This window comes from Bifidobacterium goeldii (assembly GCF_003951095.1).
Classification (GTDB): domain Bacteria; phylum Actinomycetota; class Actinomycetes; order Actinomycetales; family Bifidobacteriaceae; genus Bifidobacterium; species Bifidobacterium goeldii.
In genome coordinates, this window is sequence record NZ_QXGL01000001.1 from 63,023 (window position 1) to 82,606 (window position 19,584).

15 protein-coding genes and 6 tRNA genes are annotated in these 19,584 nt (G+C 54.9%); 16 read left to right on the forward strand and 5 right to left on the reverse strand.

What is annotated here, in order from left to right; all coding sequences use genetic code 11:
* Positions 1–50 precede the first annotated feature (50 nt).
* From D2E25_RS00280 to D2E25_RS00305, 6 genes are all read left to right on the forward strand, one after another.
* Entirely contained in the window at positions 51–1,256 is a 1,206-nt protein-coding gene (locus D2E25_RS00280) for a phosphoglycerate kinase (protein WP_125979068.1), read from the forward strand.
* Between the two features lie 81 nt (positions 1,257–1,337).
* Positions 1,338–2,153, forward strand: a complete 816-nt coding sequence (gene tpiA, locus D2E25_RS00285; RefSeq protein ID WP_125979069.1) for a triose-phosphate isomerase — start codon at positions 1,338–1,340, stop codon at positions 2,151–2,153.
* Between the two features lie 105 nt (positions 2,154–2,258).
* Positions 2,259–2,507, forward strand: coding sequence for a preprotein translocase subunit SecG (gene secG, locus D2E25_RS00290; protein ID WP_125979070.1), 249 nt, complete (start codon positions 2,259–2,261; stop codon positions 2,505–2,507).
* Between the two features lie 101 nt (positions 2,508–2,608).
* A complete protein-coding gene (locus D2E25_RS00295; RefSeq protein WP_125979071.1) occupies positions 2,609–3,559 on the forward strand; it encodes an L-lactate dehydrogenase in 951 nt (316 codons plus the stop codon).
* Positions 3,560–3,561: 2 nt separating this feature from the next.
* Positions 3,562–4,443 (forward strand): HAD family hydrolase, encoded by an 882-nt coding sequence (locus D2E25_RS00300; RefSeq protein ID WP_125979072.1) that lies wholly within the window; start codon positions 3,562–3,564, stop codon positions 4,441–4,443.
* A 43-nt stretch (positions 4,444–4,486) separates the two neighbouring features.
* Positions 4,487–5,893 (forward strand): MATE family efflux transporter, encoded by a 1,407-nt coding sequence (locus tag D2E25_RS00305; protein ID WP_125979073.1) that lies wholly within the window; start codon positions 4,487–4,489, stop codon positions 5,891–5,893.
* Here D2E25_RS00305 and brnQ read toward each other — a convergent pair.
* From brnQ to tkt, 3 genes are all read right to left on the reverse strand, one after another.
* Positions 5,812–7,158 carry a branched-chain amino acid transport system II carrier protein gene (gene brnQ / locus D2E25_RS00310; protein WP_125979074.1) on the reverse strand — a complete coding sequence of 449 codons (1,347 nt, stop codon included), beginning with the start codon at positions 7,156–7,158 and terminating at the stop codon, positions 5,812–5,814. The two genes, D2E25_RS00305 and brnQ, sit on opposite strands and share 82 nt — an antisense overlap.
* Positions 7,159–7,352: 194 nt before the next feature.
* A complete protein-coding gene (gene tal / locus D2E25_RS00315; protein ID WP_125979075.1) occupies positions 7,353–8,456 on the reverse strand; it encodes a transaldolase in 1,104 nt (367 codons plus the stop codon).
* Between the two features lie 220 nt (positions 8,457–8,676).
* Positions 8,677–10,779 carry a transketolase gene (tkt, locus tag D2E25_RS00320; RefSeq protein WP_125979076.1) on the reverse strand — a complete coding sequence of 701 codons (2,103 nt, stop codon included), beginning with the start codon at positions 10,777–10,779 and terminating at the stop codon, positions 8,677–8,679.
* 399 nt (positions 10,780–11,178) lie between these two features.
* Between tkt and hrcA the strand changes: the two genes are divergently transcribed.
* Complete coding sequence (gene hrcA, locus D2E25_RS00325; RefSeq protein WP_125979077.1) at positions 11,179–12,315, forward strand: heat-inducible transcriptional repressor HrcA; 1,137 nt, start codon at positions 11,179–11,181, stop codon at positions 12,313–12,315.
* 53 nt (positions 12,316–12,368) lie between these two features.
* The gene (gene dnaJ / locus D2E25_RS00330; protein ID WP_125979078.1) at positions 12,369–13,520 is read left to right on the forward strand and encodes a molecular chaperone DnaJ; all 1,152 of its coding nucleotides are present in this window, start codon (positions 12,369–12,371) and stop codon (positions 13,518–13,520) included.
* A gap of 120 nt (positions 13,521–13,640) precedes the next feature.
* Here dnaJ and D2E25_RS00335 read toward each other — a convergent pair whose 3' ends face one another.
* Positions 13,641–14,429, reverse strand: coding sequence for a fructosamine kinase family protein (locus D2E25_RS00335; RefSeq protein ID WP_125979079.1), 789 nt, complete (start codon positions 14,427–14,429; stop codon positions 13,641–13,643).
* A gap of 188 nt (positions 14,430–14,617) precedes the next feature.
* Between D2E25_RS00335 and uppP the strand changes: the two genes are divergently transcribed.
* Positions 14,618–15,541, forward strand: a complete 924-nt coding sequence (uppP, locus tag D2E25_RS00340) for an undecaprenyl-diphosphatase UppP (protein WP_125979080.1) — start codon at positions 14,618–14,620, stop codon at positions 15,539–15,541.
* A gap of 121 nt (positions 15,542–15,662) precedes the next feature.
* Here uppP and D2E25_RS00345 read toward each other — a convergent pair whose 3' ends face one another.
* Entirely contained in the window at positions 15,663–16,496 is an 834-nt protein-coding gene (locus D2E25_RS00345) for a PAC2 family protein (RefSeq protein ID WP_164514641.1), read from the reverse strand.
* 221 nt (positions 16,497–16,717) lie between these two features.
* Between D2E25_RS00345 and D2E25_RS00350 the strand changes: the two genes are divergently transcribed.
* The 7 genes from D2E25_RS00350 to thrS all read left to right on the forward strand — a co-directional run bounded on the left by D2E25_RS00350 (position 16,718) and on the right by thrS (position 19,554).
* Positions 16,718–16,790: transfer RNA gene (locus D2E25_RS00350), tRNA-Gly, on the forward strand.
* 28 nt (positions 16,791–16,818) lie between these two features.
* A tRNA-Cys gene (locus tag D2E25_RS00355) sits at positions 16,819–16,889 on the forward strand.
* Between the two features lie 41 nt (positions 16,890–16,930).
* Positions 16,931–17,002, forward strand: a tRNA-Val gene (locus tag D2E25_RS00360).
* A gap of 55 nt (positions 17,003–17,057) precedes the next feature.
* Positions 17,058–17,130 (forward strand) — tRNA-Val (locus D2E25_RS00365).
* A 24-nt stretch (positions 17,131–17,154) separates the two neighbouring features.
* A tRNA-Ala gene (locus tag D2E25_RS00370) sits at positions 17,155–17,227 on the forward strand.
* Positions 17,228–17,258: 31 nt separating this feature from the next.
* Positions 17,259–17,334, forward strand: a tRNA-Gly gene (locus D2E25_RS00375).
* A 174-nt stretch (positions 17,335–17,508) separates the two neighbouring features.
* Positions 17,509–19,554, forward strand: a complete 2,046-nt coding sequence (gene thrS, locus D2E25_RS00380) for a threonine--tRNA ligase (RefSeq protein WP_125979081.1) — start codon at positions 17,509–17,511, stop codon at positions 19,552–19,554.
* The last annotated feature ends 30 nt before the right edge of the window (positions 19,555–19,584 follow it).

The following is a 19,584-nucleotide window of genomic DNA, read 5'->3' on the forward strand; positions in this document are numbered from 1 at the left end:
AGTGGCTAAAACCGGCCATTCCCCGCGCAAGCGGATAGGAAAGGATACACATGAAGACACTCAAGGATCTTGGAGATCTCAAGGGCAAGCGCGTTCTGGTTCGCGCTGATTTCAACGTCCCGCTGGACGGCACCACCATCACTGATGACGGCCGTATCAAGGCTGCGCTGCCGACCATTAAGACGCTGCGCGAAGAAGGCGCCAAGGTCATTTTGATGGCTCACCTCGGCCGTCCGAAGGGCAAGGTCGTCCCCGAGCTGTCCCTGGCTCCGGTTGCTGCTCGCCTCGGTGAGCTGCTCGGCATCACGGTGCCGCTGGCTAAGGATACCTACGGTGAGGATGCTCAGGCCAAGGTTGCTGCCATGAACGACGGCGACGTGGTGCTGCTTGAGAACGTGCGCTTCAACCCGGAGGAGACCAGCAAGGATCCGGCCGAGCGTGCTGCATACGCCAAGAAGATCGCTGCCCTCGGTGAGGCATTCGTCTCTGATGGCTTCGGCGTGGTCCACCGTGCTCAGGGCTCCAACTACGACGTGGCTGCCGATCTGCCGGCTGCTGCTGGCCTGCTGGTGGAGAAGGAAGTTAAAGCTCTGTCCAAGGCTACCGAGAACCCGGAGCGTCCGTTCACCGTCGTGCTCGGCGGTTCCAAGGTCTCCGACAAGCTCGGAGTGATCGAGAACCTGCTCGACAAGGCCAACCGCCTCGTCATCGGCGGCGGCATGGTGTTCACCTTCCTCAAGGCCAAGGGCTACGAGGTCGGCACCTCCCTGCTCGAAGAGGACCAGCTTGACAAGGTCAAGGGCTACATTGAGACCGCTGAGAAGAACGGCGTTGAGCTCGTGCTGCCGACCGATATCGTTGTGAACCCGGGCTTCCCGAAGTCCGACGCCGACGTCGCTCCGGAAGTTGTTCCGGCTGACGCTATCCCGGCTGACAAGATGGGCCTCGACATTGGCCCGGAGTCCCAGAAGCTGTTCCACGACAAGATCGTTGACTCCAAGACTGTCGTGTGGAACGGCCCGATGGGCGTGTTCGAGATCGCTGCCTTCGCTGATGGCACCAAGGCTGTGGCTCAGGGCCTCGTTGACGCTACCAAGGCTGGCGCATTCACCATCGTCGGTGGCGGCGACTCCGCTTCCGCAGTGCGCAACCTCGGCTTCCCGGAGGATGGTTTCTCGCACATCTCCACCGGTGGTGGCGCTTCCCTCGAGTTCCTTGAGGGCAAGGAGCTGCCGGGCCTGAAGGTACTCGAGTAGTATTTACCCCTTCGCGGCAATACACTCCAGTGGCTCCCCTGACAAGGGGAGCCACTGTGATCTCTGAAGGAGAAACGAGACATGGCATCCAAGCGCATTCCGCTCATTGCGGGCAATTGGAAGATGAACTTCGATCATCTCGAAGCCACGTATTTCGTGCAGAAACTCGTGTGGCTGCTACGTGATGCGCGCTTCGACTATTCACGTTGTGAAATCGCGCTTATGCCTTCGTTTACATCGTTGCGCTCTGTGCAGGTACTGGTTGAAGCTGATCGATTGAAAATCCGTTACGGTGCGCAATCAGTTTCAGTTACTACACAAGGCGCATTTACTGGCGATGTCTCCGCTGACATGATCGCTCATTTGGGATGCTCATATGTGATCGTGGGGCATTCTGAACGTCGCAAATATCATCCTGAAGATGATGCAAACATTGTCGATCAGGTACGAGCAGTACTCGCTGCCGGCATGCAACCGATTCTGTGCGTTGGTGAAAGCTTTGAAGAACGACGGCAGGGTATTGAACTCGATTTTGCTGTCGGCCAAGTGCATGATGTGACTCGCGATCTATCCGATGAAGAAGCCGCTCGCCTCATCATCGCATATGAACCCGTGTGGGCTATTGGCACTGGTATGGTTGCAACCCCAGACACCGCGCAGGAGGCTGCGCAAGCGATCCGCGATGATTTGCGCGAAACATTTGATGCGCAAGTCGCTGATACCGTGCGCATTCTGTACGGTGGCTCCGTCACGTCGCGCAATGCAGTCCAACTGATTGAAGAGCCTGACGTTGATGGATTCCTTATCGGTGGCGCATCTCTAGATGCTGATGAAATGGCGAAAATTGCTCGTTTGACACTCAAAGCCACGTCCACGCGTGCAATACGCCGCTCGTAACGTCGAGAGTGGGGTAAGCCTGCTCGCGATTCGGCGCGCGCAAGCGTTTTTCAATGCCCTGCGCTATGCTTGTGTCTCAGTGAAATTTTTACTGGAGGTTGTTCCGTGCAGATTGTGAAGATCGTTCTCGATGTCATCGTTGTCATCCTGTCCATCCTGTTGACACTGCTCATCCTTATGCACAAGGGTAAGGGCGGCGGCCTGTCCGACATGTTCGGTGGCGGTCTGACGCAGAACGCTGGTACTTCGGGTGTTGCAGAGAAGAACTTGAACCGTTGGACGGTTATTATTGCTCTGCTGTGGGTTGCGATTATCATCGCTCTCGGCCTGATGACCAAGTTCAACCTCGTCTGATATCACCTTGTTTGATCGCATAGCGTGATCGTATTCGAGCCATGATCCCGGGTAAATCCCGGTTGATCATGGCTCTTTTCATGAAATAGGAGAAACACGTCATGGTCACTATGAACCGCAACAAAGTTGTTATCGTCGGCACTGGTCAAGTGGGAGCAACTGCAGCGTTCGCCATTGTTACCCACGGTTTGTGCAATGAACTCGTACTGATTGATCATTTCGCTGACAAAGCATTAGGCGAAGCTCACGATCTTGATGATGGTAGTGAGTTCCAAGATCGTCATGTAAAAGTGCATGCCGGCGATTATGCAGACTGCAAAGATGCCGATATCGTGGTCATCACTGTTGGCCGTAAGCCTCCAGCAGGCTCAACTCGACTTGCAGAACTCGGTTTCACTGTCGGCCTTGTTGGCGATGTTGTCGACAACGTCATGGCATCCGGTTTCGATGGCGTAATCGTCATGGTTTCTAACCCGGTTGATGTGATGGCCTGGTACGCGTGGAAGCGTTCTGGCTTGCCACGCACACAAGTTCTCGGAACTGGTACCGCGCTCGATACGTCACGTTTGAAGACCATCATCGGTGAAGAAACTGGTCTCGACCCGCGCAACGTTGGCGGTTTCGTGATGGGCGAGCATGGCGATTCCCAGTTCGCAGCATGGTCAACTGTTTCGCTGGGCGGCAAGCCGTTCGCGCGCTTCCTTGCTGACAATCAGGATCGCTTCTCGTCGATTTCCACCGCGCAGATCGAGAAGAAAGTACGCATTCGTGGCAATGAGATCGTTGCCGCTAAACACGGTACGAATTATGGCATCGCCTCCACGGTTGCCGGTATTGTGCAGACGATTCTGTGGGATGAACGTCGTATTGTGCCTGTTTCTACACTGCTGGACGGCGAATATGGTGAGCATGACGTGTTCCTCGGCGTGCCTACCGAACTGCGCGCCAACGGTGCAAACGAAATCGTTGAACTCGATTTGACTGATGATGAGCTTGCAAAACTGCATCATTCTGCTGAACTGATCCGCTCGTATTGCGAGGGTCTGCTGTGAGTATGACGCCGACCAATACACCATCAGTAACATCCACGCCCGCTAGTCGCGCAGATCATATTCGATTAGTTGTTGCTGACCTCGACGGCACACTATTGCATGATGGTGCTACGTTTGAAGAACGATTCATTACGCAGCAATCCATTGACACGATCCAGCGCGTGCACGATGCCGGCTACCGTTTCGCGATCGCTACAGCACGACCAGTAAGCACAGGGCTCGCGTTCGCGCAGAAGCTACCGGCAGATGCTGTGATCTACCTTAACGGTGCACTTATCGACTTCGATCCGACGCATTCTGACTTCGAGTTGCTGACTGGTGCGAAACCTGCTGCTGAAGGTCATCTTGTCAAAATCGGTTTTGCGTCAACGCGTGCTTGTGAAGTGTGCCGCATGTTTCTAGCTGAAATGCCGACTTTGAAAATTGGCATTGTTATGGATGACGTGCGATACACCAACTTTGACGTTAGCGTGTATTGGAAAACGCAAACGTGGCGGTATACGGATTTTTCTGACAGTGATATTCCTGCAGGCCTCGCTGACAAAATCACTATTTTCCCTGATGAAGCACAGTGGAAGCGACTGGAAACGCTTGTTCCTGATGATTTTGACGTGCATATTTCTGAAGGAACTATGTGGATGCTCATGAGCCCACAAGCTAATAAAGAGCATGCATTGCGTATGGTGTGTGACCGTTTTGGAGTATCGCTTGACCAGACGGTTACGTTTGGCGACGATACGATCGATATCGCAATGATGCAAGAATCTGGATGCTCAGTTGCTGTAGCGAATGCTAATCCGGCCGTGCTTGATATTGCGAGCGAAATCTGCACCTCGAATAACGATGATGGTGTAGCACGTTGGCTTGAGGAGCATTTGCTGTAGTTACCAATCGTGGTTGGTCAGAAACTATAGGACCATTGGGATTATGACGGCAAGCACAATGGATGCAAGGCTTGGCTCTCAACCGGTAGTGCGTCTTGCGCTGACGATGTCAGTATCGACGATTGTCGCGCAAGGCGCAAACGCTTCATATACGATTATCGACCGACTATTTATTGGCCATATTCCGCATGTCGGTAATGAAGCGATGACTGGCGTCGGGATTTGTTTTCCGATTCTACTAGCTGTTACCGCGTTCGCATCGTTAATCGGCGCCGGGGGAGCGCCACGCGCGTCTATTGAACTTGGCCGTGGCAATTTCAAAAAAGCTGAACGTATTCTTGGCACGAGTACCGCATTCTTGTTGATAATTGCTGTAACGCTCACCATCGTGCTGCAGCTGACCAAACGGCCAATTCTACTTGCGTTTGGCGCCAGCGAAGCCACCATCGGGTATGCACTTGATTTCATCACCGTGTATTTATGTGGCACCGTGTTTGTACAGCTGACGCTTGGACTCAATAATTTCATTTCCGCGCAAGGCAAAACCGCAGTAGCAATGGTGTCTGTACTTATTGGCACTGGCGTGAGCATCGCACTGGACCCGTTATGCATTTTTGTACTCGGTTGGGGTGTAAGGGGAGCGGCTGTCGCAAACGTTATTGCACAGATGATCTCAACACTATGGATTGTCTGGTTCCTATCCTCTGGCCGCAGCACAATCCGACTGCGACTAGCTAATATTCGCTGCGATCAGCTTATTGTGCCTGTACTGTCGCTTGGCCTTGCACCATTTATCATGCAGATTACCGAGTGTCTTATCAACGTCGTGTTTAACGTGGGACTGCAACAGTATGGTGGCGATGATTACGTTACTGCCATCACGATTATTACTTCGCTCATGCAGATTGTGAGCGTATTGACTGCGGGCTTCCAGCAAGGTATTCAGCCGATTATCGGGTTTAATTTCGGCGCACGCAACATGAGCCGTGTGCGGGAAGCGATTCGCATGGCATTTGTTACGCAGATTATCTCTGCAACAGCACTAGTTTCTCTACTGGCTGCGTTCCCTAACTGTTTTGCTACATGGTTTACCAGCAAGCCAGATGTCATCGCAATCGTTACGCAGATGATGCCGATTTTTGTATGCGGATGGGGAATTTTCGGCATTCAGATGGGCGCGCAATGTGCACTGGTTGGTATGGGACAGGCACGACTGTCGATTTTTCTAGCGATTTTGCGCAAGATTATTCTGCTTGTGCCGCTCGCATTGATATTGCCGCATTGGATCGGCGTCAACGGTGTGTTCATCGCGGAGCCGATTTCCGATGCGACGTCTGGCATTGTTGCTGGTGTTTTGTTCGCTATCGCCTATCGGCGCGTTCGCCGCACGATCGAATCAGCGACACCAATCAATATGCCGAGTACTGCAGGCGCCAACCAGCCCAATTGATAGGCGTGCCATGGTAGCCATGATAATGCGGCCTCCAACCATGGCAGTGAACCGCCAAACACTGTGGTTAGACTTGCCACGCAGGTTGCAAATGAGACGATGGCAACAAGCAGTACTGCCCAGAAATACACGCGCGGGAATCGTTCTCCGAGTACCTGATGAGTCAACGCAAGAAGTACGAGCACGATTGAGATTGGATACAGCGCTGCAAGTACTGGCACTGACACTTTGATAATCACGCTTAATCCAGCGTTCGAAACGGCAAAACTGAACACGGTGAATATCACCTGCCACGTGCGGTAGCTCACTGTATGGCCAGCAATGGTGCGGAATCGCTCATGAAAATACGTCGCACACGTGCAAATGAGACCAGTACACACGTTGAGACAGGCGACAACGAACACAATACCGAGGAACGCAGTACCAGCTGTGCCGAATACTGATGATGTGAGATTAGTAAGCACCGTAGCACCAGTGTCATGCTGAGCATCAATTGCAGCGATTGCGCCAGAAACAACACCAACGTAACTGAGTACGCCGTAAATAATAACGAGCAGTACTCCAGTACCGATACCAGCGAATGCAGTTTCGCGGCGTACTTGCGACTCATCATCAATATGCGCGTCGCGAATGTTCGCTGAGATGACAATACCGAAATACAATGCAGCCAGCAGATCCATAGTTTGATATCCGTCAAGGAATCCGCGAGCTAATTGTCCGTTTGCATAATTGCCGCTGGGTTGACTTGCTGTACCAATGCCGTGGATGAGGCAGGCAATAAAAATCACGGCAATGAGCACGAGTAGTAGCGGGCCCATAAACCGCCCAAGCACTTTTGACAGTTTTTCTGGATGCTGCGCAAACAGGTATGCAAGTACGAAGAATACCAGCGAATATACAAGTCGCGCAGGCACAATGGCCGTGCTCGCGACGAACGGTGTAACCATCATTTCAAATGATGTAGTCGCGGTACGGGGGATTGCAAAGCACGGGCCAATTGTCAAAATGATTGCTACGCCGAGTAGCAACGCAAACTTGTGAGACACTCGCCCGGCAAGTGCATCAAAACCACCAGCAAAAGTGACAGCAATAACACCAAGAATCGGTAAACCCACTGCAGAAACAATAAAACCAGCTGCTGCCGGGAGCGCTGCCGAACCGGCTTGCGCGCCAACAAATGGTGGAAAAATAAGATTTCCAGCACCGAAGAACATCGAGAAAAACGTGAACGTCATTACTAGACGTTGGCGTGTAGTTAATGTCATGGTGATGCCCTTCTACTGGGTTGTTGCCTTCAATCGTGCATGCTTACGCTGCTGTTTACACTGCGGGCATTAACCTTACCGGATACGTCGGAAGATGGCAGTGAGCGAGAATGAAGAAGCTCCCGACCCAAACGGATCGGGAGCTTCAATCAACTAGTCAGTCAGTGACTGCCGGTGACGTTGTGAAACGCGAATCAGGCGTTCACGCGGTCGATGCCGGACTGCACGTCAGCCAGCACGGAGTCCCAAGACTTGATGAAGGCAGCGACACCGTCGGCCTCCAGCTTGTCGGTGACATCCTTGAGGTTGATGCCCAGCTCAGCCAGCTTGTTGATGATGGCGTGGGACTCTTCGTAGGTGCCCTCGATGGACGGAGCGCCGTTGCCGTGATCGGCCAGAGCGTTCAGGGTCTTCTCCGGCATGGTGTTGACGATGTGCGGAGCAACCAGCTCGTCAACGTACTTGCAATCGGAGTAAGCCGGGTTCTTGGTGCCGGTGGAAGCCCACAGCGGACGCTGAACCTTAGCGCCCTTGGCAGCCAGGTCAGCCCAGCGCGGATCAGAAGCGAACTTCTTCTCGAACAGCTCGTAAGCGAGGCGAGCGTTAGCCACAGCAGCCTTGCCTTCGAGAGCCTTGGCTTCATCGGAGCCGTTAGCTTCCAGCAGCTTGTCCACAGCGGTGTCCACGCGGGAGACGAAGAAGGAAGCGACGGAGCCGATGTGCTTCAGGTCGTGGCCGTTAGCAGCAGCCTGAGCGATGCCCTCGATGTAAGCGTCGATGACCTGCTCGTAGCGCTCGAGCGAGAAGATCAGGGTGACGTTCACGGAGATGCCCTTAGCCAGGGTAGCGGTGATTGCCGGCAGGCCTTCGAGGGTTGCCGGGATCTTGATCATTGCGTTCGGGCGGTTGACCTTCTCCCACAGTTCCACAGCCTGCTTCTCGGTGGCTTCGGTCTCGTGAGCCAGACGCGGGTCAACTTCGATGGAGACGCGGCCATCGACGAAGTCGGTAGCCTCAGCGATCTCACGGAAGATATCGGTGGCGTTACGCACGTCGGTGGTGGTGAGCTCGCGCACTGCGGTCTCCACGTCGACCTTGCCCAGCTCCTTGAGCTGTGCGTCGTACGGGCCGACCTGGCTCAGAGCCTTCTGGAAGATGGACGGGTTGGTGGTCACACCGACAACGTTCTTGTTGGCGATGAGGTCCTGCAGGGAGCCGGACTCGATGCGGGAGCGGGACAGATCGTCCAGCCAAATGGAAACGCCGTTGTCAGACGTGCGCTGAGTTGCTTCAGTCATATTTGTTATTCTCCTTGTGAGATTTCGCCCTCGGTTCCTCTTTCTTGTGCGAGAAGCGCCGCCCCGTTGTACAGGATTTGGGTCAGTGGGCTCAAGCGTGCTTTCCCAAATCAGGCTAAACCTGACGTCGCCCCTCGAAAGGGGAGCCGATACATCTTTACGTTAACCCCGTGCGGGCGTGTGATCATTCAACAGCCCGCACGAGGTTATGAGTAGTGGATCAGGCGTTCGCCTCAGCGATGGAGGCCTCAGCAGCTTCGACCACGTGCTCAGCAGTGATGCCGAGGTCGATCATGTTCTGAGCGCCGTCACCCTGCAGACCGAACTGCTCGATGGACACCGGCTTGCCGTAGGAACCGAGGTACTTGTACCACGGCATCGCCACGCCAGCCTCGACGGACACGCGAGCCTTGACGGCAGCCGGAAGCACGGCCTCCTTGTATTCGGCGTCCTGCTCCTCGAACCACTCCATGGACGGGAAGGAGACCACGCGGGCCTTGACACCCTTCTCAGCCAGGGTCTTGGCAGCGGAGACAGCCCACTGAACTTCAGAACCAGAAGCCATGATGATGACGTCCGGAGTGCCCTCGGTGTCGACGAGCACGTAAGCGCCCTTCTTGACGCCTTCCTTAGCCTTGGCGGCAGTCTCAGCGAGCACCGGCACGCCCTGACGGGTCAGCACCATAGCGGTCGGCAGCGTGTTCTTCTTCTCGAAGAAGTAGCGGTAAGCCTCAGCGGTTTCGAAAGCATCGGCCGGGCGCACAACCTCGAGCTGCGGGATTGCACGGAAGGAAGCCAGGTGCTCAACCGGCTGGTGGGTCGGGCCATCTTCGCCCACAGCGACGGAGTCGTGGGACCAGATGTACAGGTTCGGGATCTCCATGAGGGCGGCCAGACGGACGGCGGAGCGCTCGTAGTCGGAGAACATGAAGAAGGTGCCACCGAACGGACGAGTGTAGGAGCCCAGCAGGATACCGTTGGTGATGCAGCCCATGGTGAACTCACGCACGCCGAAGTGCAGCTGACGGCCGAACTCGTTGCACACCGGCCACTGCTTGGTAGCGCACTCCGCCGGAGCGAAGGTAGCAGCACCCTTGAGGTCGGTCTTGTTGGAGCCACCGAGGTCGGCGGAGCCGCCCCACAGTTCCGGCATAACAGCAGCGATAGCGTTGAGGACAGAGCCAGAAGCGCCACGGGTAGCAACGCCCTTGCCAACTTCGAAGGTAGCCTCGAGATCGTCGAGAGCCTTGTCGAAGCCTTCCGGCAGCTCGCCAGCCTTCAGACGGTCGTACAGTGCAGCCTTGTCCGGGTTGGCCTTGCGCCAAGCGTCGAACTTCTCGTCCCAAGCCTTGTGAGCCTCGAGACCGCGCTCAGCAACCTTGCGAGCGTGTGCGAGGGCTTCCTCGTCGACGTGGAAGGACTCTTCCGGATCGTAGCCGAGCAGCTTCTTGAGGCCAGCGACAGCCTCAGCACCCAGCTTGGAGCCGTGGGAGGACGGATCGTTGGTCTTGCCCGGGGTCGGCCATGCGATGAGGGTGTCGACCTTGATGAGCTTCGGCTGATCCGGAGCGGCAGCCTGAGCCTTGGCAATCACGTCAGCCAGGCCCTCGACGTCCTCCTTGTAGGAGCCGTCAGGCTGAATGAAGCTGAACTCGTCGGTGTACCAGCCGTAGGCCTGGAAGCGCTTGAGCACATCCTCAGCCAGCACCAGGTTGGTGTCGCCTTCGATCTGGATGCGGTTTGCATCGAAGATCACGGTGATGTTGCCGAGCTTCTGGTTAGCAGCCAGGGAAGCAGCCTCGCCGGAGATACCTTCCTCGATGTCGCCTTCACCGCAGATAACCCAGATCTTGTGGTAGAACGGGGAGTCTTCCTTCGGGGTTTCCGGATCAAGCAGACCACGCTGGAAACGTTCGCCGTAAGCGAAGCCGATAGCGGAAGCGAAGCCCTGGCCCAGCGGACCGGTGGTCATTTCGATGCCTGGGGTCAGACCGTACTCCGGGTGGCCCGGGGTGCGAGTGTCAGCGCCACCACGGAAGTGCTTGAGGTCGTCCAGGGTCAGGCCGTAGCCGGAGAAGTAGAGCTGGACGTACTGGGTGAGGGAGGCGTGGCCACCGGAAAGGATGAAGCGATCGCGACCTTCCCACTTGGGGTCGTTCGGATCATGCTTGATGAAATGCTGGTAGAGCGTGTAGGCGATCGGCGCCAGCGAGACCGGGGAGCCGGGGTGGCCGCTTCCCGCGTTCTCGACCGCATCAGCCGAAAGGACCTTGGCCATCTTGATGGCGCGCTCGTCCAGTTCGGTTTCCTTGAATTCGGTCATGTCTGTAATTTTCCTTCCAATACTTCGGGCACCACGCGCCCCGGCTTGTGCCGGATCATGCGTACCCTCACATTGCTCTTACATAGTAGCCTTGCGAAAAGACTTCCTTTTGCGTTTTTGGCGTGTTTTGGTACGTTTTGTTCTGTTAGCGCTCACATTTTTGAGTGTTCGCTCGTTGTTTAACAATTTTTCAGCGTGTAGTCATCCCGTACGGAGAGTGAAAGCTCTACATAAGGCGTGTTGAAGGAAATCCTCCGAGGACGAACGCATTAGCACTCGTGACCATAGAGTGCTAATACAATACAAAAGAACGGATTGTTCTCGCTGCTAAAGGGCACATTGAATGCACCAAGCACACGAACACAGCAATATATATAGACATATATAAAGGAGACGCATATGGCGCAGACACGACGCATGCTGGTGCTGCGCGCCATCGTCGAAGATTATATTCGCTCGCAAGAGCCTATTGGTTCCACATCGCTGGCTAAATCTCATGATTTAGGTGTCAGCTCCGCGACCATTCGCAACGACATGGCTGCACTCGAAGACGAAGGCTATCTTATTCAGCCGCACACTTCCGCTGGCCGCATTCCTACAGAAAAAGGCTACCGGTATTTTGTCGATAGACTGTCGGGAGTCATGCCATTATCCGCAGCACAAAAACGCGGTATTAGCACGTTCCTTGCAGGATCAGTCAACTTACAAGACACATTGCGCCGTGCGGCAAGACTGCTATCTCAGATCACAGGGCAAGTAGCCGTCGTTGCATCACCATCTATGGCAAAAGCAACCCTACGACATGTCGAAATCGTGCCAGTCTCCGTTGCAGTACTACTTATTGTCGTTATTACAGACACTGGCGGCGTTGCGCAACACACATTAGCTATGTCGCCACAACCGTCAGCAGACTTGCTGTCGGACTTGAGCAACGCTGTTAATGCGCAATGTACTGGTATGACCTTTGCGCAGGCTGCAGAACGGGTACGCACAATGGCATCTACGCGCAGTGATGGCGCAGGGCTGCTCACAGGGCTCGCTGATGTGCTTGATGCGATAGGTGACGATGAGCGGGCGAGTGATCTCTACATGGCTGGAGCATCACGGCTCGCACACCAAAGTGATGCTGATGATTTAGCGCCACTTTTTGATGCACTCGAAGAACAAGTTGTGCTCATGAAGCTCATGACTACACTGTCTCAAACAACAGTTGCTGGCGGAGTTGGTGTTGCTATTGGCTCTGAAACCCACACGCCAGGTTTACTGCACGCTTCCGTAGTCACCAGTGGGTACGGCAAGCAAGCAGACAACAGTGGCAGCGCTGAGCCTACTGCACGTGCTGATGAACAGACAACCGGAGAGCTATCGGAAACACAATCCGTAGCGGAAACAACGTCGGCAGAGCCGGTCGCTTTTGTTGGCTCTATAGGCCCAACTCACATGGATTATGCAACAACCATCGCTGCAGTACGTGCCGTAGCGCGGTATCTCACCGAATCCTTGTCCCAACAGTCTGGCGACGGGTATACAGGCTGACCCAGCCTTATGGCACAATGACTGGCGCGAACAATAACGAAAAGGAACAGGCAGTGGCAGATTACTACGAGGTGCTGGGTATTGAACGCTCGGCTAGCGAGGAAGAGATTAAGAAGGCTTATCGCAAGATGAGCCGTAAATACCATCCTGATATTGCTGGCCCCGAGTATGAGGACAAGTTCAAAGAGGTCAACAATGCCTACGAAGTATTGTCCGACCCCGATAAGCGCCGCATGTACGATTCTGGCGTAGATCCTAATCAGCCAGGTGCTGGCGCATATGGAGCTTCGCCATTCGGCAATATGGGAGATATGGGCGACATCTTCGGCCAATTCTTTGGCGGTGCTTTCTCTGGTGGCGCTCAAGGGCCTGTCCCACGCACTCAGCCCGGGCGTGATGCTCTGGCAAGTACGACTATCGATCTGAAGACTGCAGTATTTGGCGGCACGGCACACGTCAAGATCAACACGTTCGGTTTATGCCAAGTGTGCGGTGGTTCTGGTGCAAAGGGCGGTTCGCAGCCTACAACATGCCCGGACTGCCATGGCCAAGGATTCCGTCAAAAAGTAGTGCGTACCATGCTCGGTCAGATGATGACTTCTGCGCCGTGCGAGCGCTGCGAAGGCCACGGCACGATCATCACCGATCCATGTCCTTCGTGCATGGGCCATGGTCGCGTTCGCGCCACTCGCGAAGTCGGTATCACCATTCCTGCAGGTATCTCCGATGATTCGCGCCTACGTCTAGCTAATCAAGGTGAAGTAGGCGAAGGCGGCGGTGCTGCCGGCGATCTGTATGTAGACGTGCGCATTCGCCCAGACAAGCAGTTCACTCGCAATGGCGACGACTTGCACTGCTGGGTGCAGGTGCCAATGAGCTGGGCTGTACTGGGCCACGATCTTGATATTGATACGTTTGATGGCAAACAGACCATTACCATCCCTGCCGGGTGCCAGCCGGAAGATACGATCACGCTGAAGAATCTCGGCGTGTCGAAGCTGCGCCAAGCAGGGGAGCGCGGTGATCTCATCGCGCACATTAGCGTGCGTATTCCTACGAAGGTAAGCGATGCAGAACGCGATCTTATTGAACGTTTTGCTGCCAGCCATGATGCTGACGCAACGCATGTATCGCAAAGCTCTCGCCCGGCTACGGCGGGACCACGTAAAGGTTTCTTCTCTAAGCTCAAAGATGCATTGAGCTAAGCGAACGCTGATCTGAATGCATAATGGCGGTCTTCTTCACAAACTCGTGAAGAAGACCGCCATTGTTATATCGATTGTTCTGCTTGTCTGGCTGTTCCTAACAACGCACAGAACCTAGCCTCACAGTAGCGAGCGGCACATTGAGCGGTATTCGCTGACGTAGCCTCCACCAAAGAACACACAGTGGCCAGCAATCGGGTACAGCTGCCACAGCGTAATGCGATCCTGCCAACCGGCTTTCAGCGGGTGCACTGACTGATAGCCTTCCATAATGTCACTTAAATAGCTCATACCAAACAAGTGCAGCATCGCAAGATCCTCCTCGCGGTGCCCGCCATGTGCTGCCGGGTCAATCAGTACAGCCTCACAGTGTCCTGAATCAGCAGTCCACATCACATTGCCACTCCACAAATCACCATGCACGCGTGCAGGCTTATCGTCAGCGGCGCGTCCCAGCAGATCTGGCAGACGGTCAATAACGCGCACAGTGAGCTCCAAATCGCCTTGCTTGAGCGTACCGCGGCGAATACCCAGCTGCACCATGGGCAGCAGACGACCTTGCGCGTAATACGTAGCAGGGTCAGTCCACGTACCGGTATCCATCGGCACAGGATCCTGCAATGGTCCGAAGTAGCATGTGCCAGTGTATCCGTCTGGTGCAGAGCCAAAATATTCAGCGCCAGCATCATGCGTTCGCGCAAGAGAAGCACCAAATTCACGTGCAGCTTGTACCGTCGGCGAGCATGATTCAACTCGCTCAATGTCGAGATAGTCTTTGCCCCACTCATACACGTCTACAACACGTGTACCACCGCGATCCTGTGCTTGTGCCAGCCATTGCAGGCCGCGTCCTTCGCATTCAAAGAATCCTTGTGGCGCCCACATGCGTGATTTACGATACTTAGCCATAGTTCCTCCTGCACTGTGTTGCGCCGTGCAGCCGTATCGCGGCGCAATGAAACGCATAGTGTCATCCGTGTTTCATTGTGGGATTTCTGCGCGACAATGCGAAGCTTTGACCATTATTAGGGACGGTTGAGTACGCTAGGGCACGGTAAAACGACAACCTACAAGCAGATACAAGGCGAATCAAGAATATGGATTTCTTTACAGCGATTGTTCTGGGCATTGTGCAGGCGCTCACTGAGTACCTTCCTGTGTCGTCCAGTGCGCATATTCGCATTATTGGCGATCTTATGCTGGGCGGCCGTGACCCGGGTGCTGCCTTCACCGCAATCATTCAAATTGGTACCGAGCTGGCGGTGATTCTGTACTTCCGTCGGGATATTTTCAACATTCTCAGCCACTGGTTTGCTTGCCTGTTTGGTAAGAATGGCACGGATTGGCGCTCTCGCATGGGCCGTGGCGACAAGTGGGCAACACTTGGATGGAATGTCATTATTGGTTCTATTCCGATTGTGATTTTGGGCTTTACGCTGCAAAACGTTATCGAAACGACACTGCGTAATCTGTGGATTACTACAACTGTGCTGCTCGTATTCGGCATCCTGCTGTGGGTTGTTGATGACCGTGCGCGTCAGAGCAAAACCATGGATAGCATGACTGGTCGCGATGCGTTCCTCTTCGGTCTTGGCCAGTCTATGGCACTTATTCCAGGCGTGTCGCGTTCTGGCGGCACGATCACTGTTGGTCGTGCACTTGGCTACACCCGTGAGGCAGCAGTGCGTTTGAGCTTCCTCATGGCTATTCCTGCGGTTGTAGGATCGGGCCTGCTTGAGGCGGTTAAAGCTGTGCGCGATTACAAGAGTGACGCGATGTTCCCGGGTTGGGGGCCGACGATTGTAGCGACGATCGTGAGCTTCTTCCTCGGCTATATCGTGATTATTGGCTTCTTGAAGTTCGTTTCCACGTTCTCGTACAAGGCGTTTGCGATCTACCGTATCGGTTTGGCAGTAGTCGTTGCGTTGCTGCTTATTGTCGGCGTGTTGCACCCGTACGAACAGTCGGCTACCAAGGCAGCAGCTGAACTTGTCACTACGTTCAGCACAGTACTCGGATAGGAGTTTGCCGTGCTCGGCAGCTTATTGAAGTAGCTGAAGTTCTTCAACAAAACAGGGGATGCTCGCGCGTTGCGAACATCCCCTGTTTCGTATTCGATGAAAGGAACCGGCTAGTGATGATTTAGTCAGTGTGACCGCGTAAAAATGCTTCAGCCTCGCGCACCAACTGCTCAGCAGCAGGGGCTCCGAAATCGGCTACCTGACGCGCTTTTGCCTTCATGTCGTAATCATGTTCCAGATGATGTACATAATCAGCAAGATCGTCATTGCAGCGCATGAGCATGTCAGCTTGCGCTTTCCATTGTTCAGCGCGGTCATTGAGATCACCACAATCAAGATCAACGCCGATAATGCGTGAGAGTCGGCCGAGTATGCGCATAGTACCCTGTGCGCATTCATCACTGCCGAGATACTGGGGGATTGACACCCACATTGACGTGACGTTGAATCCTTCTTCCTCAGCCATCGTGTTCAGCACTGTCGGAATGCCGACGGGGCCACTGTATTCACGATCCATGTCGCATTGGCAATCTCCATTGCTCACATCCAGGGGTAGCGGACGCGTATGCGGGCAATCAGCAAACATGGAGCCAAGTGTCACCATGCTGGTTACGTCAAGTTCTTCAGCAATGTGCATGCTCTGGCGGCAGTAATCAAGCCACCGATAGTTTGGCTCTGGCGCTATTTGCGCGTAAATATGCTTGTCGGCAGCCACGTCAATCTCGTAGAACGTTGTTTGCGGCCATAAGATGCGACGCCGTCCAGTGACATTGCACAGCATCGGGCGCGCGACCTGATAGTCGTAGTATCCATCGCAACGAATATGTCGAACTTCGCGAGACTCATAATGCGACACCAAGTGGCGTACGACGTTCGTCGCTGCTTGGCAAGCATCATTCCATCCCTCAAAAGCGGCAATCATGATCGTGCCGTGTGCGTTGGCTTCTTCACTCATGCTTCTAATGTATCGGCTGATGGAGGGCGAAAGGGCAGCTTTTGCCATTGGTGAAGCATGAGGGCTCGTTTTTGGCTATTTTCCAACGTTTTTAGGGTGCTTTGAGGGGCTGTTTTCAAGGCGCGACACGCCGAAGAGAGGGCTCGATTTGGCAAACTACAAACATGTCGTTATAGTAGTTACTCGTGCTCAGGCAGCGGCAAGCCGCTACGGAAAGCATCGCGGACATAGCTTAGTTGGTAAAGCGCAACCTTGCCAAGGTTGAGACCGCGGGTTCGAGTCCCGTTGTCCGCTCTAAGGTCCGAGGAGTTGACGACCTTACGGTGGGTTAGCCAAGCGGTTAGGCAGCGGCCTGCAAAGCCGTATAGACGAGTTCGACTCTCGTACCCACCTCTTGGGTGAACGGAGCAATCCGGAATCTCAAGGAAAGACCCGGGCGGTTGGCGCAGTGGTAGCGCACTTCCCTGACACGGAAGGGGTCACAAGTTCGAATCTTGTATCGCCCACTCAAGCCGGAGGAAACTCCGGTTGAGTAATTACATAATTACAGAGAGTATTTCCGGGCGATTGGCGCAGCGGCTAGCGCACTTCGTTCACACCGAAGGGGTCGTAGGTTCGATTCCTACATCGCCCACAAGCCACGTTAGTGGTGTAATCCGGGGCTATAGCGCAGCTGGTAGCGCATCTCCATGGCATGGAGAGGGTCAGGGGTTCGAATCCCCTTAGCTCCACTGGAATCCGCTTCTCACGGCGGAATCCTTTGCGGACATAGCTTAGTTGGTAAAGCGCAACCTTGCCAAGGTTGAGACCGCGGGTTCGAGTCCCGTTGTCCGCTCCAGATCAAGCCTCCTTCGGGAGGCTTTTTTCGTTTTTCCGCATTTCGCGGTGCTGGCATCCTCCCCACGTTACGCGTGTTGATTTTGTCGGCACTCATTCCTATCGTGTCCCGTGTTGATTAACCAGTCCAGGCCTGCACATTAGTAACGCGGACCCCGATAGCAAAGGACACATCATGGCGTTAAGCTCCATCTCCATTACAGTCAACGGCGAAGCGAAGGAGGTGGAAGCTACCACCACCGGCACTGAACTGTTCGCGGACGACAAGAACATCATCGCTGTGCGCCTCAATGGCGAACTGCGTGACCTGTACACGCCGCTCAACGACGGCGACACGGTTGAATCCGTCGCAATCGATTCTGAGGACGGCCTTGGCATTATGCGCCACTCCGCAACGCATGTCATGGCTCAGGCTGTGCAGGAACTGTTCCCGAACGCTAAGCTCGGCGTCGGCCCGATCATCAAGGATGGCTTCTACTACGACTTCCAGGTTGACCAGCCGTTCACGCCGGACGACCTAAAGAACATTGAGAAACACATGCAGCGGATTATCAAGTCCGCTCAGTCCTTCCGCCGCCGCGTTGTTACCGAAGAAGAGGCGCTCAAGGAAGAAGCAGATCAGCCTTTCAAGATTGAACTGATCGAGGATAAGGAAGCACACCTCGACCCGTCTACCGCTACTGAGATCTCCGGCAAGGAGCTCAGCTTCTACGACAACGTTGATCGTGATGGCAATGTCGTGTGGAAGGACCTGTGCCGCGGACCACACCTGCCGAACACGCACTTCATTAAGGCATTCAAGATCGAGCGTTCTGCTGCAGCCTACTGGCGTGGCAATGAGAAGAACCCGACCATGCAGCGCATTTATGGCACCGCATGGGCCACTAAGGAAGATCTGAAGGCTTACCAGACTCGCTTGGAAGAGGCTGCTAAGCGCGATCACCGCAAGCTCGGCGCTGAAATGGACCTGTTCTCCTTCCCGGAGGAGATCGGACCTGGCCTGGCTGTGTTCCACCCGAAGGGTGCTGCGGTTATTAACGCGATGGAAGACTATTCGCGTGAAATGCACCGCAAGTACCACTACAGCTTCGTGCAGACCCCGCACATCACCAAGGGCGGCCTGTACGAGACCTCTGGCCACCTGCACTGGTACAAGGACTCCATGTACCCGGCCATGCGCCTGGACGAGGAGCGCGACGAGAACGGCAACATCACCAAGCAGGGCTTCGATTACTACTTGAAGCCGATGAACTGCCCGATGCACAACCTGATCTTCAAGTCGCGTCAGCGTTCCTACAAGGAACTGCCGCTGCGCCTGTTCGAGTTCGGTACCGTGTACCGTTACGAGAAGTCCGGCGAAGTCCACGGTTTGACCCGCGTGCGTGGCTTGACTCAGGACGATTCCCACATCTACTGCACCCGTGAGCAGATGAAGGGCGAGCTGACCAACCTGCTCACCTTCGTGCTCAAGGTGCTGCGCGACTTTGGTCTGGACGACTTCTACCTCGAGCTGTCCACCAAGGATGAGCACAAGTACGTCGGTAGCGATGAGATCTGGGAGGAAGCAACCAACACGCTTGCTGAGGTTGCTAAGGATTCTGGCCTGAACCTCGTGGCTGACCCGGGTGGCGCTGCATTCTACGGTCCGAAGATCTCCGTGCAGGCTCGCGACGCAATCGGCCGCACCTGGCAGGTGTCGACCATTCAGCTCGACTTCAACCTGCCTGAGCGCTTCCAGCTTGAGTACATCGCAGCTGACGGCACTCACCAGCGCCCGGTCATGATCCACCGTGCACTGTTCGGCTCCATCGAACGCTTCTTCGCCGTGCTGCTTGAGCACTACGCGGGCGCGTTCCCGGTGTGGCTCGCCCCGGTGCAGGTGCTCGGCATCCCGGTCGCCGACGAGTTCGCGCCGCACCTGGCTGGCTTCGTCAAGTCCCTTGAGGACGAGATGGTCCGCTGCGAGATCGATTACTCTGATGATCGCTTCGGCAAGAAGATCCGCAACGCTTCCAAGTCCAAGACGCCGTTCATCCTCATCGTCGGCGAAGAGGACATGAAGAACAACGCGGTCAGCTTCCGCTTCCGCGACGGCAGCCAGCTCAACGGCGTGCCGGTCGATCAGGCTCGCGAGCAGATCCTCGATGTCATCAAGAAGCGCGTCCAGGTCAACTCCGCAGACGACTTCAAGGCCGCTGTGGCTGCACCGGCTGAGGACTGATCTAGCCGATTGATCTATTCTGGTGCATAA

Excerpts from the sequence above, each read along its gene's own strand:
- D2E25_RS00280 (WP_125979068.1), top strand. The coding sequence starts at position 51 with ATGAAGACACTCAAGGATCTTGGAGATCTCAAGGGCAAGCGCGTTCTG.
- tpiA (WP_125979069.1), top strand. The coding sequence starts at position 1,338 with ATGGCATCCAAGCGCATTCCGCTCATTGCGGGCAATTGGAAGATGAAC.
- D2E25_RS00295 (WP_125979071.1), top strand. The coding sequence starts at position 2,609 with ATGGTCACTATGAACCGCAACAAAGTTGTTATCGTCGGCACTGGTCAA.
- D2E25_RS00300 (WP_125979072.1), top strand. The coding sequence starts at position 3,562 with ATGACGCCGACCAATACACCATCAGTAACATCCACGCCCGCTAGTCGC.
- D2E25_RS00305 (WP_125979073.1), top strand. The coding sequence starts at position 4,487 with ATGACGGCAAGCACAATGGATGCAAGGCTTGGCTCTCAACCGGTAGTG.
- brnQ (WP_125979074.1), bottom strand. The coding sequence starts at position 7,158 with ATGACATTAACTACACGCCAACGTCTAGTAATGACGTTCACGTTTTTC.
- tal (WP_125979075.1), bottom strand. The coding sequence starts at position 8,456 with ATGACTGAAGCAACTCAGCGCACGTCTGACAACGGCGTTTCCATTTGG.
- tkt (WP_125979076.1), bottom strand. The coding sequence starts at position 10,779 with ATGACCGAATTCAAGGAAACCGAACTGGACGAGCGCGCCATCAAGATG.
- hrcA (WP_125979077.1), top strand. The coding sequence starts at position 11,179 with ATGGCGCAGACACGACGCATGCTGGTGCTGCGCGCCATCGTCGAAGAT.
- D2E25_RS00335 (WP_125979079.1), bottom strand. The coding sequence starts at position 14,429 with ATGGCTAAGTATCGTAAATCACGCATGTGGGCGCCACAAGGATTCTTT.
- uppP (WP_125979080.1), top strand. The coding sequence starts at position 14,618 with ATGGATTTCTTTACAGCGATTGTTCTGGGCATTGTGCAGGCGCTCACT.
- D2E25_RS00345 (WP_164514641.1), bottom strand. The coding sequence starts at position 16,496 with ATGAGTGAAGAAGCCAACGCACACGGCACGATCATGATTGCCGCTTTT.
- thrS (WP_125979081.1), top strand. The coding sequence starts at position 17,509 with ATGGCGTTAAGCTCCATCTCCATTACAGTCAACGGCGAAGCGAAGGAG.